Source organism: Bradyrhizobium sp. (genome assembly GCF_050014615.1).
Classification (GTDB): domain Bacteria; phylum Pseudomonadota; class Alphaproteobacteria; order Rhizobiales; family Xanthobacteraceae; genus Bradyrhizobium.
Window position 1 is genome coordinate 1 of record NZ_JBEKCZ010000124.1, and the last position, 15,744, is coordinate 15,744.

The following is a 15,744-nucleotide window of genomic DNA, read 5'->3' on the forward strand; positions in this document are numbered from 1 at the left end:
CCAGTTCCGGCATCCCTTCAAACTTGACTGGCAAGAATGACGTTTATGCCGGAATGTTTCGCCTGAGCTATCTGTTCAACTGGGCTAGCCCGGTGGAAGTACTGATCCAAGGTTCTATTTCAAGTGAGCTCAAAGCCCCCGCATCGTCCGGAGCTTTCCGCATCCCGCTGCGTGCGAATCGCTAAACCGGCTTGTTCGCCAGCAGATAGAACGCGACAAATGTCGAGAGCAGCACGCCACCGGCGCCGGCCAGATAGACGGCGTTGACGCCGGCGGCGCTGGCGATGGCGCCTGCCGCGGGTCCGGTAATGCCGAGCGCCATGTCGGCGAATGCCATGAAGGCGCCCATCGCGGCGCCGCGGCTCTGCGGCGGCGCGCGCAGCACCGCCTCGACACCGAAGCCGGGGAAGCACAGCGAGTAGCCGAAGCCGGTAAACGCCGCGCCGGCATAGGCCATCATGACGCCGTCGGCCTGCCAGATCAGCAACAGGCCCGCGGTCTCGATCAGGGCACACACCAGCGCGACCCTGGCGCCGCCGATCCTGTCGGGCAAATGCGCGAACAGCAGCCGCGCCACAATGAACGCGACACCAAAGGCGGTGAAGGCCAGCGAGGCGCTGCCCCAGTTCTTGGCGGCAAACAGCAGCGCGATGAAGGTGGCGACGACGCCGAAGCCGACGCAGCACAGGCCGACGCCGAGTCCGGGCACCCACACCGTTCCCAGTACCTTGTAGAACGGCACCCGCTTCGCCGTGCTCACCGCCACTGCGGCGGCAGGAGCTACGGCCCCCAGCGCCAATAGCGGGATGATGATGGTCGCGAAGGCGACGCCCGCGAAATCATAGCGGCCGTAGATGAACGTGCCGAGCGGGGCTCCGGCCGCATAGGCGCCGAACATCGCCATCCCGACCCACGCCATCACCTTGCCGGCATTGCGCAGACCGACAAGGCCCATGCCCCAGCCCAGCGCGCCGGTGATGACAAGGCTTTCGCCGCAGCCCAGCAGGATGCGGCCGAGCAGCAAGGCGCCGACGGATATCCTGGGCATGCCGATGAAAGCCAGCGAAGACAGATAGGCGACGCCGGAAAGCGCCGCGCTCAACAGGCCGAGGATAACGGCGCGTTTGCCGCCGCGCGCGTCCGCCAGACCGCCGGCCCAGGCCCGCGAAAGCAGGGCGGCCGCGAACTGGCTGCCGATCGCAATACCGACGACCACCGGGCTCATGTCGAGCGTGTAATGCAGATGCAGCGGCAATACCGGCAGCGCCAGGCCAATGGTGAGGAATCCCACAAACACGGCCGATGTGATCGGCAGCATTTTGAGAAAGACTTTTTCCACGGCGGGGGAGGCGGGTATGGGAGAGGAGGCGTAAGTCATGTTTCAAAAAGGCTCGTAGCACAGCCGGTCGGGATTTTGATCAGCGCGGGGCGCGTAGCTGATCTGCCCGTCGTTTGAAAAATGCCCAGAAAGTCTCGATCAGTCCGGGATCGAAAATTTCGGTGTGCTTTTGCGCGATTTGTTCCGGCGCGGTGGCGTTGAAAGCAAGGCCGGTCGCGAGCAAAGCCAGTTGCGACCGGCACGCCCGCTCCAGGAACACGCCCATCATGGTGGCGATGGCGATGCTGGGTCCCACGAATGTGATGCCGTGATTTCGCATCAACACCGTGGAGGCTTTGCCGAGATCGCGCGCCAGGCTGGCGCCCAGCGCCGGCGTGTCGATCAAACCCGTGGTTTCGCTGAAACGGCCGGGCGCGCCGCCGAGATATGCGGCCTCATTGGTCACCGCCGACAATGCGACGTCCATCGCCGACAACGCGGTAGCGTGGAAGGGATGGCTGTGGCCGACGACGGTGACATCCGGCCGCCGTTGCAGGATCTCGGTATGAATAGGCCATTCCTTGTGCAGCCGGCCATCGCCCGCCAGCCGCCCACCGGAAAAATCGATCAGCACGAAATCCTCGACGCCCTGCACCTCGCCCAATCCGATGCCGGACCGCTTCAGCCACACCCCGCGTCCGGCCGGATCGCGCAGCGACAGATGGCCGAGCGTCATGTCGGCATGGCCTTCCATGTGCAGGATGCGGCAGCCATAGGCGAGTTCGGTCAGCGCCGCGCTGAGGCTTTGAGGCATCGGATGTCTCCAACAGGTTTATGGTCGGGTCTTTTATTTGACGCGTTTTCTTCACGCGAACCGGTACCCACTTCGCTCGAAAACGCTCTAGCTAGCTGCGCTCGATCGCGACGGCGGCCGCATCGAGGGCGGCGGCGATGTCGCGGATCTGCTGCTCGGTCAGCGGACCGCGGGCCTCGCGCAGGCGAAGCGCGAGCTTCAGATTGACCCGGGCGCGCAGGATTTCCGGCGCGGGACCGCCGCTATGCGCGGTGTTCACCGATTGCATCCGCGCCATCGCCTGATCCAGCGCGGTCTTGTTGGCTTCGATGTAGGCGGTGCCCTCGGTGGTGATGGTATAGAGCTTCTTGCCGTCGCTTTCGGCAACCGTGGCGTGGCCGAGTTCTTCGAGCATGGTCAGGGTCGGATAGATCACGCCGGGGCTCGGGCTGTAGGTGCCGGCGACGCGATCCTCGATCTCCTTGATGATCTCGTAGCCGTGGCGCGGCCGCTCGGAAATCAGCGCCAGCACGACGAGGCGCAGTTCGCCGTGATCGAACAGGCGCCCCGATTGGCGTCCACGCCCGCGCCGGTGGCGGCCGCGCCCGTCATCATGCGGGTGCCTGGTATCGCTGCCGTCGTGGGATCGGTGGCCGAAGTGCCTGCCGTGGTGGTGGTGATCTCTGTGTTCGTGGTCTCGATGGTCGTGCTCTCTATGTCCGTATCGCATGTTGTTTCCTTTAGATGCTATTTAGATATATCGAATTATGAGATATATCTAAATTACATCGGAATAGGATTCAAGTGGGAAAAGAGAGAATCTGCAATTATGGATATTTCCATTTGATTCCAGATGTTTACCGACACATCGCAGTTCGATGCGGAGAATGGGAGGCGTAATCTCCACATCATCTACGGGGATTAGACTTCCCGTGGCCGGCACGCTCGATCCGAACTGAAGTGCTTTCTCGGGCGACCAAGACCATGCGACCGGGGCTCAGAAAGCCGACTTGGCCATCTGCGGCCTGTTATTTTTGACCGGTGTGACGGTGGTCACAGGCGCGCAGCGTGCGAATTGCCAAATTCGCTCCAAGGCCGCAATCTCGCCGGGAGTGCGGGGACGACATTCACCTCATCGCCGGCAGGCGAATGATCGGAGGCCGTGGTGAAATTGCATCGATCTCTCATCGTGCTCCCTCTGGTTGTCGCGAGCTGGTTCGCAGTGAATGTGTCGCCGGCCGATGCCGGCGTGCGGCTGGCGCTGGTGCTCGGCAACGCGAAATACGAGGCGGTGCCCGCGCTCGACAATCCCTCCAATGACGCCGCTGATCTCGCGCAGGCGCTGCGCCGGGTCGGTTTCGAGGTGATCGAGCAGCGCGACGCCAATCGCGAGGCGATGGCGAAAGCGGTGCGTGATTTTTCGCAGCGGCTGCGCGGCGCCGATGTGGCGCTGTTCTTCTATGCCGGGCACGGCCTGCAGATGAACGGCGAGAACTATCTGCTGCCGGTCGACGCCCGGATCGAGACCGCCGCCGATGTGCGCTTCAACACCATCAATCTCAGCGATATCCAGCAGGAGATGGAGGGCAGCGGGCGCGCCAACATCATCATCCTCGATGCCTGCCGCAACAATCCGTTCGCCGAAAAACTCTCGCGCGGCGGTCGCGGCGCGACCACGCGTGGCCTCGGCCGCATCGACGCCACCGGCGAGGGCTCGCTGATCGTCTATTCCACCCAGCCCAACAATGTCGCGCTCGATGGCGCCGGCCGCAATTCGCCGTTCACCGAGGCGCTGCTGAAATATGTCGGAACGCCCGGCCTCGAAGTCCGGCAGATGATCTCAAAAGTGCGCGGCGATGTGCTGCAGGCTACCGACCGCCGCCAGACGCCGTGGGACAGCTCATCGCTGGTCGGCGACGTCTATCTCGCGGGCGCGCCGGCGGCTTCCAGCCCGCCTCAACCCCCGGCGGTTCAGAACATTGCGCCTGCACTCGCGCCGGTCGCCGCTTTGGCGCCGCCGCCAGCGCCACCGGCTCAGAACATCGCGCGCGCCGGCGCGATTCCCGAGATCGTCGGGGAGTGCGATCGGCTGACGATGCCGCCGGACCAAAGCTCCGCGGCGGCACCCGCTATCGCGGTCAAGACCGACTGGAACCGGGCGGTGGTGGCCTGCGAGGCTGCGGTCAAGGCCGAGCCAAATGAGCCGCATTTTAATTTCGCGCTCGGCAAGGCCTATTTCTACGCCAGGAATTATTTCGGCGCCGCCCACCAGCTCACAATCGCCGCGGACACGCTGCCGGAAGCCCAGAATGCGCTCGGCTATTTGTTTGCCAAGGGGCTCGGCGTGGTCAAGAACGAGCAAAAGGCGTTCGAGCTCTACAGCAAGGCGGCGGCGGCCGGTTCCGGCATTGCCATGCAAAGCCTGAGCGGATCCTATATCGACGGAATGTACGTCAAGCAGGATTTCGGCAAAGCGCTGGACTGGCTGGAAAAGGCTGTTGAGGCCGGCAATGCCGATGCGCTGCAGGGGATCGGCAATATGTATTTCAACGGCCAGGGCGTGCCGAAGGATTATGCGATGGCCGCGCAATATTTCCAGCAGGCGGCCGATCTCAACAACGGATATGCGCTGAGATTCCTCGCCAACATGTACGAGGTCGGCCTGCTTGGCCCGGCCAATCCTGAAAAGGCCGGCGCCTTGCGGCTGCGGGCGGAACAGGTCGACCCGGATGCGTCACGCGTCCCTGAATCGGTTGCATTCTTTCGCCGCGTTGCCGCTGCCAATCAGGGCCAGCGCCAAGTGCGAAGCACCCGCCGCTATGTCGTCTATCGCCGCATTCGTTTCATGGGGTGTGGCTGGGTGTGGTGCTGATTTTCCGCCGCGACCGTTACCCGATCTTCTCGAAGGTCATTCCGAGCGTCGGCGGGTCTGGATACACGGGTTCGCGGTGAACCTCGGCGCCGTCCTCGTTGAGGACGACGACCGACAGAGCGGGATCCTTGCGCCGCGGATCGTCACGAAGCCGCCTTGCAAGCTCCTTACTATGCTCAATCGCCAATGAGGTTAGGGGGAACTCCAATCCTCTCCTGTCTCTTGAGGGAACGCCATCCTGGATATCGAAATAGAAAGTTCGCATCGGTACTCGCCGCCCTTCGAGAAAGAGGCCGACAGATGCCCCGAAGGCGCGGGCCTTTCGGATGCATCTGCCACCCATCGTCCAGGGAACCTGCTCCGGATTTTCTCGGCCGCGAGTTGCCCTTACGTCGGTAGAGCAAACCACAGGGCGCAGGCCGCGCCTTGACCTCGATCAATACCGCGCCAGTTCGGGCGCGCAGGCTGCGATCGGGCGATGCTGGCCGCGGCGCGGCCGGCCGAACCGGAAGTCACGAGACAAAAGGTGAGGACGCCAAACAATTGAGGACGCCATGGGTTTGATCTCCATTCTCGTTATCCTGATCGCTTTCTATGTCCTGGTATCGCTGCGCGTGCTCAAGCAATATGAGCGCGGGGTGGTGTTCCTGCTCGGCAAGTTCGCCGGCGTGCGCGGACCCGGGCTGACGCTGATCTTCGTTCCGTTCCAGCAGATGACGCGGGTGTCGCTGCGCACCGTGACCATGCAGATCCCGTCGCAGAAGATCATCACCAAGGACAACGTCTCGATCGATATCGCTGCGGTCGCCTACTATCACATCACCGATCCGGAAAAGGCCGTGATCGCGATCGAGAACGTCTACAACGCGATCAACCAGATCAGCCAGACCACGGTGCGCAACGTGGTCGGGCGGTTCAGCCTCGATCAGCTGTTGTCCGATACCGCCAGCATCAACGACCAGATCAAGAACGTCATCGACCTCCACACCGAGCCCTGGGGCACGCAAGTGACAGCAGTCGAGATCAAGGACATCACGCTGCCGGACAACATGCAGCGCGCGATGGCCAAGGAGGCCGAAGCCGAACGCGAGCGCCGCGCCAAGATCGTCGCCGCCGAAGGCGAATATCAGGCGGCGGTGAAGCTTGGCCAGGCGGCCGATATCATCACCCAGCATCCCGTGGCGCTGCAGTTGCGCACCCTGCAGACGATGGCGGAAATCTCGGTTGAGAAGAATTCCACCATTATCTTCCCGGCCCAGTTCATGACCACGGTGCAGGACGCCATCGCGCTGATGCAAAAGGATTCGGCGTCGAAGTAGCTTGATCTAGACCTGGTCCGCCGCCGCAGCTTCGGCCTGCGGCGGCGCCTTGCCCGCGAACGGCACCAGCAAGAGGCCGATCAGCGCCACGCACGCCAAGAGCGTCCAGGCTTCGTTGACCGACAGCGCAAACGCCGCCTTCTCGACCATCGGTCTGACATAGGCCTCGACCGCGGCGTCCGACACGCCGGGCGGCCGGTGGGTGAACAATTGCACATCGAGGCCGATGGCCTGCGCCGCCGAGACGTCGCCAGCGATCAGCCGGTCGCGCAAGGCGTCGGCATGACCGCCGGTGCGGCCATACAAAATGGTGTCGATCACGGCGATGCCGATCGCGCCTCCCAAGTTGCGCATCAGGTTGAACAGCCCGCTGGCGTCAGGCACCTGGATCGCGGCCAGCGTGCCCAGCGCCAGCCGCGTCGGCGGCAGCAGACAGAACATGATCGCAACACCGCGCAACACCTGCGGCCAGAACATTTCGTCGAAATCGGCGATGCGGCTCTGCGACGCGCTCAAGGCGAGCCCGAGCGCGAACAACGCAAACCCCGCCGCCGACAGATAGCGCGGATCGTATCGGCTTTCCATGAAGCCCGCGATCGGCGCGGTGGCGAGTTGCGCCACACCGGTGACCAGCATGATGGTGCCGATCTCGAAAGCGTCGTGATGGCGGACATAGGCGAGGAACACCGGCATCAGATAGACCGAGCCGAACAATCCGACCCCGAGGCAGAAGCTTAAACCGCAGCCGATCGCAAACGGGCGCGCGCGCAAGGTGGAGAGATCGACCACGGGATGCGCCGCTCCCAGCGTAAACAGCGCGAAGGCCGTTGCCGCGGCGGCGCTGAGTTCGAACAGGCCCAGGGGCAGCGGTGAAAGCCAGCCATCCTGCGGCGCCTGTTTCAGGCCGATCTCGAGGCTCGCCAGCGCGATCGCCATCAGCACCAGCGACGTGCGATCGAGCGTCGCAAGATCGGCGAAGCGAGGTTTGTCGCGCGGCAGCAGCAACGGCGTCGCGGCGGCTGCGATCACGCCCGGCGCGACATTGATCAGGAACAGCCAGTGCCAGGACCAGGTTTCGGTGATCCAGCCGCCGACCACCGGGCCGATGGTGGGCGCCAGCACCGCCACGATGCCGGCCAGCGTGGTGGCGATCGGATGCAGGCGGACCGGAAACAGCAGGAACACCGCCGAAAACACCGCCGGGATCAGCGTGCCGCCGGCGAATCCCTGCAGCACGCGAAAGCTGACCAGTGTCGAAAAATCGTGGCTGAATGCGCAGCCGATCGAGGCCAGGGTGAAGAGACTGATCGCGATCACGAACAGCCAGCGCAAGGTCAGCACGCGCGTCAACAGGCCGGTCAGCGGAATGGCCGTGATCTCGGCGATCAGATAGGCGGTCTGGATCCAGCTCATCGCATCGCGCGAGATCGCGAGCGCATTTTGAATTGCGGGCAGCGAGGTCGCGACCACCTGAATGTCGAGGATCGCCATGAACATGCCAAGGCACATCAGGATAAAGCCGAGCCAGATCGAAACGCTGGCATCGCAGGGTTCGGTGCGTGGTTCGACCATCACACTCATGAGGCGGCACGCACGGTGATCCCACGCCATTCGGCCAGCGCGCGGTTTTCGGCGCGGATGCGGATCGTCAGAACCGCCGCGTTGAGGATCGTGAAGAGGACCGCCAGCCACGGCAGTCCCAGCACCAGCGGCAGCACCGCGATCTCGCCGATCACGACAGCATAATTCGGGTGCGACAGGTACCGATAGGGTCCGGCCGACACCAGGGGCTGTCCGGGCAGGACGATGATCCCTGTGGTCCAGCGCGCGCCGAGCGTGCGCATCACCCACAGACGCAGGAGCTGCAGCACCAGATACAGCAGCAGGGCAATGATATTGGGCGGTTGGTCGTGGCCGAAGACCCAGAGCGCGATCAGCCACGCCGTATGCACCGCGACCATCAATGGGTAATGCCGCGGCGCCACTTCGACGGCGCCGCGCGCCAGCAGGCGGCGGGTGTTGAAATGCGAAAGAACAAGTTCTCCGGCGCGCTGCAGCGTGACCAGGCCGAGGATGAATTCGGCCGCTGTCACGCGGCATGCCGCAGCGAAACGCAACTGGCGGTGAAGCCGGGTCCGAGCGCCGTCAGCAGCGAACGTGGCGGCAATCCCCGGGCGCGCGCGCGTTCAAGGATGAACAACACCGTCGGCGACGACATATTGCCGTAATCGGCGATCACCTGGCGTTCGTGTTCGAGCGTGCCCTGGTCGAGCTTAAGCGTGGTCTCTAGCGCCTGGATCACCTTGGCGCCGCCGGGATGGCAGATGAACTGGTCGATATCGTCAAGCGACAGCTGCATGCGCCCGAGAATCTGCAGCAAAGCGGGCTTGAGATTTTGGGCGACGAATTCGGGGATGGTACGGCGCAGAATCACGCCAAAGCCCTGCGGATCGACGCTCCAGCCCATGACGTCTGTTGTATCGGGCCACAAATGTTCGCCGCACTGCTCGATCCGGGTCGCGCCGCCATCACCGGCGCGCAGGATGACCGCGGCGGCGCCGTCGCCGAACAGGCTGACGGCGACGATGTTGGCCTTGGTCAGTTCGTCGTGGCGAAGCGCCAGCGAACACAGCTCGACCGCGACCAGCAGTACGTTGCTGCCCGGCCGCGCCTGCGCCAGGCGCGAGGCGATCGACAGGCCGGAGGCGCCGCCAGCGCAGCCAAGGCCAAACACCGGCACGCGCGCCACGTCGGATCGAAACCCGATGCGGCGGGCGACGCGCGCATCGAGACTGGGCGTGGCGATGCCGGTGGAGCAGACGGTCACGACGGTGTCGATATCGGTGGCGGCGAGGCCGGCATTCGCCAGCGCCTTGCCGGCGACCTCGACAAACAGCGCCTCGGCGCCCTCCAGAAACGCCGCGGTGCGTTCCGGCCAGCCGCGCGGTTCGAGATACCATTCGAATGGCTTCACGCCGTGACGCTTGACGATACCGGTGTTGGTGAAAATGCTCGCGAACCGTTCGAAATCGGGAAAGCGGCTGCCGAATACGTCCCACGCCGCGGCCAGAACGTCCTTTTGCAGGAAGGTGTGCGGCGGAACCGATGTCGCCAGTGAGACCAGGGCAGCCGTATGCATTACGAAATCTTTCGTTGGGTTTTCCGTTATGATGGGAACCTCGGCAGGGAGGGTTTTATTTCACGGCTGGCCAAAAACTCTGGCCGAATGGGTCACTATAATGTGACATTCCCGGCTCGCGCGCCGCCCACACCAAATCGGTCGCTGCGATCGGCCGGGAGCCGAAGCCGATGACGGCGAATTACGAAGAGGCCGTGCGCCTAAGCCACTTGCGCCGCGCGATCGGGGAATACGGTATCGATCTTGGCCTTCAGCGTGACGGCGTTGAAGGGCTTGACGATATAGTTGTTAACGCCGGCCTTCTTGGCGGCGATCACGTTCTCGGTCTTCGATTCCGCAGTTATCATGATGAACGGCGTGGTTGCGAGATTGGAGTCGGCGCGCACTTCCCGCAGCAGGTCGTAGCCGTTCATCGGTTCCATATTCCAGTCGGAGATCACCAGCCCGTATTTCTTAGCCCGCATCTTGTCCAGCGCCGCCGCTCCGTCGCTGGCGTCGTCGATATTCTCGAAACCCAGCTGCTTGAGCAGATTGCGGATGATTCGAATCATGGTGGCGTAGTCGTCAACCACCAGGATCTGCATCGACATATCACACGCCATTGCTCGCTCTCCTAAAGCGCGTCCGCTGCGAGACGGCTGCGGTCCGGTCAATTGGTCTGACGGATGGTCAGGAACGGCCAGCCAGGAGTCGCCAATCCCGACCTGTATCATCTGCCGTTGAACGCGCAGTTAACTCGCGCTCGAGCCGACAAAGGGAATTGTCGTTTTTTGAGCGATGCGGGCACTCCTGGGCCTGAGCGGCGATTATTCCGAATCGGCAAGTCTGAATTCGGTTGAAATCAGCGCGGCTTTTGCACGAAGGCCGTAGTCTTACGGGCATCATCTTAACTCAGCGATAGCTTTGACAAGATAATTTGCCGCGATCGTTTTTCGGGGGGATTGCAGAATGCAGACATTTCAGACGACGGACCTGAACGAAGTAAGGCGATGCCGGATCGCGCAGTTCAGCGGCACCAGCAGGGCTCTGAAAGTCGGGGACTCGTCCGTCACCGGATTCGTTAGATCGGTCCAAGAGGTCAAGTCAGGCCCCACTCCGACCTGGATCATCACGGTTCTGCCACGCAAAGTGACGGGATTAGCGGCTGGCTGATCAAACCTCATTGATCGCTGATCGCAGCACTTCTCCTCTCTCCAATTCAAATTCATTTCGACGCCAAGGAATAGCCTGATGTCGTTTCTCAATCTGCGAATTCGTGGCCGGCTCTATGGTGGCTTCGGCGTGTTGCTGCTGTTCTGCGCGGCGCTCGCCGGCTTCGCGGTGTGGCAGTTCTGGGGGCTTCAGACCGAGATCATCGGATTGGGGCTGCAGTCGAGGAATACGATCCGGGTCGTGGAGATTGGATCCGAACTTCACGCCAACCGCCGGGCGCTGCTTCGCTACGTTTTCGATCACGACGAGGCCTCGTTTGCGGAATCCGAGAAGCGGCTGACACATTTGAACGACCTGCTCGAGGAAGCAATTCAGCAATCGACATCAGATGAGCGCAGGGCGATCTTCAGGGAGGTCATCAAGGACGTTGCAGATTTGAAGGCCCAGCGCCTGGCGCTCGGCGAAACCGTCAAACGAACCATCGCCAACCGGGATATCCTGTTCAGCGAGGGCGACAAGATGGCCGCCGACCTCCAGCAATTCGTCGACGCCGCGGAAAAAACCTCCGTTGCCCGCGAAGCGGCGGCGCTTGAAACCAAGGTCCTGCTGGTCAGGGTCGCGAACTGGCGGCTGCTGGCCACCAAGGACGCGAAGGGTGTCGCCACCTTCAAGAGCAGTCTCGGGAAGGCGCAGCAAGTGATCGCGGAACTGGAAAAGGCCGACGATCTGTCCGCGAATCTCGCGACGCTGTTGGCAACGGTCAAGGCCGGCGTCGGCAAATATGCCGATGCGTTCGAGAAGACATCCGCCAATCTGCTGCGCGGCGACGAACTGTATTACAAGGCCGTCACCCCGCCGACGGTCCATGCGATCAGCGAAATGGAAAAAGCAAAGGTCGCGATCACAGAACATTACGCGAAAATATCCCGCGAGGCTCAGGACCACATCGCGAGCACGATCACCTTGCAGGAAGTCGTGGCTGGAGCCGCCGTGATGCTGGGCGTCCTGATCGCATTCCTGATCGCCCGCGGAATCGTCGGCCCGCTGTCCGGCCTCACTTCGGGCATGCGGGACCTTGCCGGCGGTAATTTCGGCGTGGTGCTTCCCGGGCTCGACCGCAAGGACGAAGTCGGCGACATGGCGCAGGCGGTCGAGGCCTTCAAGGTCAAGGCCGAGGAAAAGGCCCGCGACGAAGCGGAAGCCAGGATCAAGCAGGATCAGATCGCCGCACAGCAGCGCAAGGCCGACATGATCAAGCTCGCCGATGACTTCGAGGCCGCCGTCGGCGAAATCGTCGAAACCGTGTCGTCGGCATCGACCGAACTCGAGGCCTCGGCCTCGACGCTCACCTCGACCGCGGAGCGCGCGCAGGAGCTCACCACCATGGTTGCCGCGGCCTCCGAGGAAGCCTCCACCAATGTGCAGTCGGTGGCGTCGGCGACCGAAGAACTTGGCTCCTCGGTCAACGAGATCAGCCGCCAGGTGCAGGAATCGGCGCGGATGGCCAATGAGGCCGTCGGGCAGGCGCGCAAGACCAACGATCGCGTCGGCGAGTTGTCGAAGGCGGCAAGCCGCATCGGCGATGTCGTCGAACTGATCAACACCATCGCGGGACAGACCAATCTCCTGGCGCTCAATGCCACCATCGAAGCGGCGCGCGCCGGGGAAGCCGGTCGCGGCTTTGCGGTCGTGGCCTCCGAGGTCAAGGCGCTGGCCGAGCAGACCGCCAAGGCCACCGGCGAGATCGGCCAGCAGATCGCGGGTATTCAGGCGGCGACGCAGGAGTCGGTGGGGGCGATCCAGGAGATCAGCGGCACCATCGAACGATTATCCGAAGTCTCCTCGGCCATCGCCGCGGCGGTGGAACAGCAGGGCGCGGCGACCCAGGAGATTTCGCGCAACGTGCAGCAGGCTGCCCAGGGCACCCAGCAGGTCTCTTCCAACATCACCGACGTGCAGCGCGGCGCCAGCGAGACCGGCTCGGCCTCCTCGCAGGTGCTGTCGGCGGCACAGTCGCTGTCGAACGACAGCAACCGCCTCAAGCTCGAAGTCGGAAAATTCCTGAATTCAGTACGCGCGGCTTAGTGCGCTTTCCAGCCAAGGGGTCGCGCGGATGCGCACCCGATGACAGGCTCCGTGGACATCGGTTCGCGTGAAGAAAACGCGTCAAACCAAAAAATAGAGCTTCCGTTCCGATTCAATCGGAACGGAAAAGGCTCTGGTACAAAAGCCCGGCTCCAGTGGAGCCGGGCTTCGCAATTCGGACACCGGATCCTAATCCGCGGGTTTGCGCGCGGTTGATCGGCCGCCCGGCTTCGACTCGTCCACGCTGCCGGGGGTCATTCCCTGCGGGGCCGCTCCAGTGGTCGTGCCCGACTTCATATTGTTCGATTTCGTTCTGTCGGGCGCCATTGTGGAACCCGTTTTGCCCTGGCCCGTTGCGCCGGGGGCCGGTTGCACCGGCTCCGACTGTGCCGACGCGATGGCGGTCGCTCCAAACAACGAGGCGACCACGAGGGCCGAGATAGCAAGCTTCGATCGCATGAGAATCTCCTGATCTGGATCAGTGATGCTGCAGTCCAAACTTGCGAGGCGGATTTGCGTTCCCGGCCCGGCGGCTGGTTTTCGGGCGATGCCCGCCGGAAACAGATTGTATTAAACGGAAACAAAGGATGCCGTAATTTGCTGTAATAAATACAACTCCGATAAGGGTGAATTCCGTCTTTTGAAGCCGGGTCTGCCAAGCGGTTTTCCTTGCCGGCTGAGTTGTTCCTTGGCATACTTTCAACCTGGTCGATCCGCTAAAGGCGAGAGAATGAATCGCACGTTTGTTTCCGATCTGAGAGAGCAGCTTGGGTCTCCATCGAACGAGACAATCGAAGGTCTGCGATTGCTTCGAGCCTTCGTCAAACTTTCATCCCGGCAGCGGTCTGAAATTATCGAACTGGTCGAACGTTTCGCCGCCGATCCCGGACCTGCTCCCGGCGGCATCAACGGGCGGCCCAATCCGCGCTGAGCGCGGCGGGTCGTTTCTTGCGGCAAAGAAAGTTGTTTGCTGACGGCAAGAAAAAAGAGGCCGCCGGGAGAGGCGGCCTCGATGTCTTCACGTGTTAGCTGTTTGCAAGAGCCCGATGCTGGCTACTGTTGAGCTGGCAGGTGTCAGTGTTCCCACCAGAACCATTCGGCGTGCGACCTGCGCCAGTCGGCATGACGCTGCTGGTTCTGGCCGATCAGGATGCCGAAACGCACGCAGGCCCTGCGGTCACCCTTGTCGCAAAGCTGGTGGAAGCCGATCAGTTCCGCCTCCGCAGCGTTTTGAGCCCGGGCGGGTGTCGAGGCGATCGTCGCCATGCCCGAGATCCCGACCACAACCGCCATGGCGGTCATCAATGGCTTTAAAATCATTAGTTCTCCTGTTCAAATTCAGCCCCATGGCAAGGCTAATGCGCGAAATGTGAATGCAATCTGAACTGGATAGATGAGCCCTGGGCCTCGCCGCCTCCGGCCGATTTGGGGGCGTGGGCGGCGTCGCGATTTCCGGTGAAACCACGCCTTAAGTTGAAGGCGGGCCGGTTCGCCACCGTCCCGGAAGTGTGGTATCCCACGACGAAACCGGAGGATGACGCCCATGATTGAACCGAAACTGGAAGTCCCGGCCGAACTGCGTGATCTGGCCGAAAAAACCATCGATCAGGCGGAAAAGGCATTCGGAATGTTTTTCGATGCCGCCAACAAGTCGGTGGCATCGGTACCGAGCCCGGGAACGGAGATTTCCAAACAGGCGCTGTCGTTCACCGAACAGAACATGAAGGCGGCCTTCGAACACGCCCGCAAACTGGTGCACGCCACCGACCTTCAACAGGCGATGCAGATCCAGTCGGAATTCCTCAAGAGCCAGTTCACCAATGCCGGCGAACATATGCGCCAGATCAGCAGCGGGGTCATGACGGCTGCCAAGGATGCCACCAAGGTCAAGCTTTGATCAGAAAGCCTGGAGCGGCACGCCTCGACGCGCGCGCCGTTCACGGGCGAGGTTGAAATAAAATAGTTTTCTGGAAGCGTTTCGTGGAATGTTTCTTCTGCCCACAAAATAGTCTTGCGTGGATTTCCATGCTGGCCTTCAATTGTTGCGCAGGTCCTTGACGGGCCACCGGGTTTCACCACCCGCCGTCTGTCATCTTTTCTGCTGATCCCTGTCGGCACTCACCGGCAGGGATTTGCATTTTTGGCCGCCTCACAGGCACGTGCCATCATTCTGGGCCCGATCGGCACTTCCGCAGGGCAGGCGCTTCGTCATCTGCTGAATTCGCTTTTTGGCTTCCACCTGCGCAAGCAGATCGAAAACACCCTTCGGCTTCAATTCGGTGGAGCGGCGAAAATCCGAGGTCGCGTGGGGAACGTCGCCCTGCTGCTCATAGATTTTGCCGCGCGCGAAATAGCCTTCGATGGTCTCCTGCTTCGCGATACCCGTTGCGCGCCTTTAAGCGGAAGCCGCTTTCCGTGAAACGGGATGAGTGACCCAACGCACATTTCGCGCCGTAGCTTTGTGACAAAAGCTTATCCGTGAGCCCCCCGCTGTCAGGAACGAAAACTGACACGAATCACGATGGTGGGGGGAAGCGCACGCGACGTCGTTCAGTGCGCGTTTCGATCCTGACTCTCTGAATCAGGGTTGTCGTCACATCGACCGTCGATCATAATCTCCTGGTCCCAGCAACGGATAAGTGCGCGAAACATGAGTGAATCAGACGGACAACCCGACATTTCCGGGGGCGCGCCCGGCGGGCAGGGTCGGCCTCCAGGTCAGGAGCCCCCCAGGGGCAGGAAGCCTGGCTCCTCTCGGGGCACCTGGATTGGAATTGCCGGCGGGCTCGCGATTGCTGGAATAGCCGCGGGCGTCTTGCTGCCCAGCATCGTTCGCGACAAGCCGCCTGTTGTCGGTGAGGAATCCACTCTGGAAGTGCTTTTACCCGCCGACATCAGTGGGGCCCTGCCGACCCTCGATCCGGGGACTTCGAAAGCGGCGGTGGATGACGCGAAGAACTGCAAGGCGCCGCTGGCATGGGTGACGTTGACGCAACGGAATGGGCATGGCGGCATGGTGCGCGTCCGTTCGGGACAATATCTGTCACCGCCAATCAAGCTCACCCC

At 62.3% G+C, this 15,744-nt stretch carries 15 protein-coding genes and 1 pseudogene; 7 read left to right on the top strand and 9 right to left on the bottom strand.

Annotated elements, in window-relative coordinates; all coding sequences use genetic code 11:
• Positions 1-185: hypothetical protein (locus ABR948_RS19600; RefSeq protein WP_428120932.1), on the top strand; the 185-nt coding region annotated here is incomplete at its 5' end.
• Here the strand turns inward: ABR948_RS19600 and ABR948_RS19605 are convergent.
• The 3 genes from ABR948_RS19605 to ABR948_RS19615 form a co-directional block, all read right to left on the bottom strand.
• Positions 182-1,378 (bottom strand): arabinose transporter, encoded by a 1,197-nt coding sequence (locus tag ABR948_RS19605; protein ID WP_428120934.1) that lies wholly within the window; start codon positions 1,376-1,378, stop codon positions 182-184. The two genes, ABR948_RS19600 and ABR948_RS19605, sit on opposite strands and share 4 nt — an antisense overlap.
• A gap of 40 nt (positions 1,379-1,418) precedes the next feature.
• Positions 1,419-2,132, bottom strand: coding sequence for a class II aldolase/adducin family protein (locus tag ABR948_RS19610; RefSeq protein WP_428120936.1), 714 nt, complete (start codon positions 2,130-2,132; stop codon positions 1,419-1,421).
• 91 nt (positions 2,133-2,223) lie between these two features.
• A complete protein-coding gene (locus ABR948_RS19615) occupies positions 2,224-2,841 on the bottom strand; it encodes a PadR family transcriptional regulator (protein ID WP_428120938.1) in 618 nt (205 codons plus the stop codon).
• Between the two features lie 435 nt (positions 2,842-3,276).
• On the opposite strand from ABR948_RS19615, the gene ABR948_RS19620 reads away from it, so the two are divergent.
• Positions 3,277-4,983: a caspase family protein gene (locus ABR948_RS19620; RefSeq protein WP_428120940.1), complete on the top strand. Its 1,707-nt coding sequence runs from the start codon at positions 3,277-3,279 to the stop codon at positions 4,981-4,983.
• A gap of 16 nt (positions 4,984-4,999) precedes the next feature.
• Here ABR948_RS19620 and ABR948_RS19625 read toward each other — a convergent pair whose 3' ends face one another.
• Positions 5,000-5,326, bottom strand: a complete 327-nt coding sequence (locus ABR948_RS19625) for a DUF6894 family protein (RefSeq protein WP_428120942.1) — start codon at positions 5,324-5,326, stop codon at positions 5,000-5,002.
• A gap of 211 nt (positions 5,327-5,537) precedes the next feature.
• Between ABR948_RS19625 and ABR948_RS19630 the strand changes: the two genes are divergently transcribed.
• The gene (locus ABR948_RS19630; RefSeq protein WP_428120944.1) at positions 5,538-6,302 is read left to right on the top strand and encodes an SPFH domain-containing protein; all 765 of its coding nucleotides are present in this window, start codon (positions 5,538-5,540) and stop codon (positions 6,300-6,302) included.
• 6 nt (positions 6,303-6,308) lie between these two features.
• Here the strand turns inward: ABR948_RS19630 and ABR948_RS19635 are convergent, their stop codons facing one another.
• From ABR948_RS19635 to ABR948_RS19650, 4 genes are all read right to left on the bottom strand, one after another.
• The gene (locus ABR948_RS19635; RefSeq protein ID WP_428120947.1) at positions 6,309-7,883 is read right to left on the bottom strand and encodes a DHA2 family efflux MFS transporter permease subunit; all 1,575 of its coding nucleotides are present in this window, start codon (positions 7,881-7,883) and stop codon (positions 6,309-6,311) included.
• A complete protein-coding gene (locus tag ABR948_RS19640) occupies positions 7,880-8,395 on the bottom strand; it encodes an isoprenylcysteine carboxyl methyltransferase family protein (protein WP_428120949.1) in 516 nt (171 codons plus the stop codon). Before ABR948_RS19640 ends, ABR948_RS19635 begins: the two co-directional genes overlap by 4 nt.
• Positions 8,392-9,441, bottom strand: coding sequence for a type III polyketide synthase (locus tag ABR948_RS19645; protein WP_428120951.1), 1,050 nt, complete (start codon positions 9,439-9,441; stop codon positions 8,392-8,394). The genes ABR948_RS19640 and ABR948_RS19645 overlap by 4 nt, the downstream gene beginning before the upstream one ends.
• A gap of 200 nt (positions 9,442-9,641) precedes the next feature.
• Positions 9,642-10,043: a response regulator gene (locus tag ABR948_RS19650; protein WP_428120954.1), complete on the bottom strand. Its 402-nt coding sequence runs from the start codon at positions 10,041-10,043 to the stop codon at positions 9,642-9,644.
• A 628-nt stretch (positions 10,044-10,671) separates the two neighbouring features.
• Here ABR948_RS19650 and ABR948_RS19655 point away from each other — a divergent pair.
• Positions 10,672-12,678: a methyl-accepting chemotaxis protein gene (locus ABR948_RS19655; RefSeq protein ID WP_428120957.1), complete on the top strand. Its 2,007-nt coding sequence runs from the start codon at positions 10,672-10,674 to the stop codon at positions 12,676-12,678.
• Positions 12,679-13,752: 1,074 nt separating this feature from the next.
• On the opposite strand, the gene ABR948_RS19660 is transcribed toward ABR948_RS19655, so the two are convergent.
• Positions 13,753-13,998 (bottom strand): hypothetical protein, encoded by a 246-nt coding sequence (locus ABR948_RS19660; RefSeq protein ID WP_428120961.1) that lies wholly within the window; start codon positions 13,996-13,998, stop codon positions 13,753-13,755.
• Positions 13,999-14,221: 223 nt separating this feature from the next.
• On the opposite strand from ABR948_RS19660, the gene ABR948_RS19665 reads away from it, so the two are divergent.
• The 3 genes and pseudogenes from ABR948_RS19665 to ABR948_RS19675 all read left to right on the top strand — a co-directional run.
• Positions 14,222-14,575 carry a phasin gene (locus ABR948_RS19665; protein WP_428120963.1) on the top strand — a complete coding sequence of 118 codons (354 nt, stop codon included), beginning with the start codon at positions 14,222-14,224 and terminating at the stop codon, positions 14,573-14,575.
• A gap of 243 nt (positions 14,576-14,818) precedes the next feature.
• Positions 14,819-15,097 (top strand): hypothetical protein, encoded by a 279-nt coding sequence (locus ABR948_RS19670; RefSeq protein ID WP_428120966.1) that lies wholly within the window; start codon positions 14,819-14,821, stop codon positions 15,095-15,097.
• 396 nt (positions 15,098-15,493) lie between these two features.
• Positions 15,494-15,744: pseudogene (locus ABR948_RS19675) on the top strand (hypothetical protein); the annotation flags it as partial.

Bases quoted from the DNA above. Each gene is read 5' to 3' on its own strand.
- ABR948_RS19630 (WP_428120944.1), top strand. From the start codon at position 5,538: ATGGGTTTGATCTCCATTCTCGTTATCCTGATCGCTTTCTATGTCCTG.
- ABR948_RS19665 (WP_428120963.1), top strand. From the start codon at position 14,222: ATGATTGAACCGAAACTGGAAGTCCCGGCCGAACTGCGTGATCTGGCC.
- ABR948_RS19610 (WP_428120936.1), bottom strand. From the start codon at position 2,132: ATGCCTCAAAGCCTCAGCGCGGCGCTGACCGAACTCGCCTATGGCTGC.
- ABR948_RS19605 (WP_428120934.1), bottom strand. From the start codon at position 1,378: ATGACTTACGCCTCCTCTCCCATACCCGCCTCCCCCGCCGTGGAAAAA.
- ABR948_RS19645 (WP_428120951.1), bottom strand. From the start codon at position 9,441: ATGCATACGGCTGCCCTGGTCTCACTGGCGACATCGGTTCCGCCGCAC.
- ABR948_RS19615 (WP_428120938.1), bottom strand. From the start codon at position 2,841: ATGCGATACGGACATAGAGAGCACGACCATCGAGACCACGAACACAGA.
- ABR948_RS19650 (WP_428120954.1), bottom strand. From the start codon at position 10,043: ATGGCGTGTGATATGTCGATGCAGATCCTGGTGGTTGACGACTACGCC.
- ABR948_RS19625 (WP_428120942.1), bottom strand. From the start codon at position 5,326: ATGGGTGGCAGATGCATCCGAAAGGCCCGCGCCTTCGGGGCATCTGTC.
- ABR948_RS19635 (WP_428120947.1), bottom strand. From the start codon at position 7,883: ATGAGTGTGATGGTCGAACCACGCACCGAACCCTGCGATGCCAGCGTT.
- ABR948_RS19660 (WP_428120961.1), bottom strand. From the start codon at position 13,998: ATGATTTTAAAGCCATTGATGACCGCCATGGCGGTTGTGGTCGGGATC.
- ABR948_RS19655 (WP_428120957.1), top strand. From the start codon at position 10,672: ATGTCGTTTCTCAATCTGCGAATTCGTGGCCGGCTCTATGGTGGCTTC.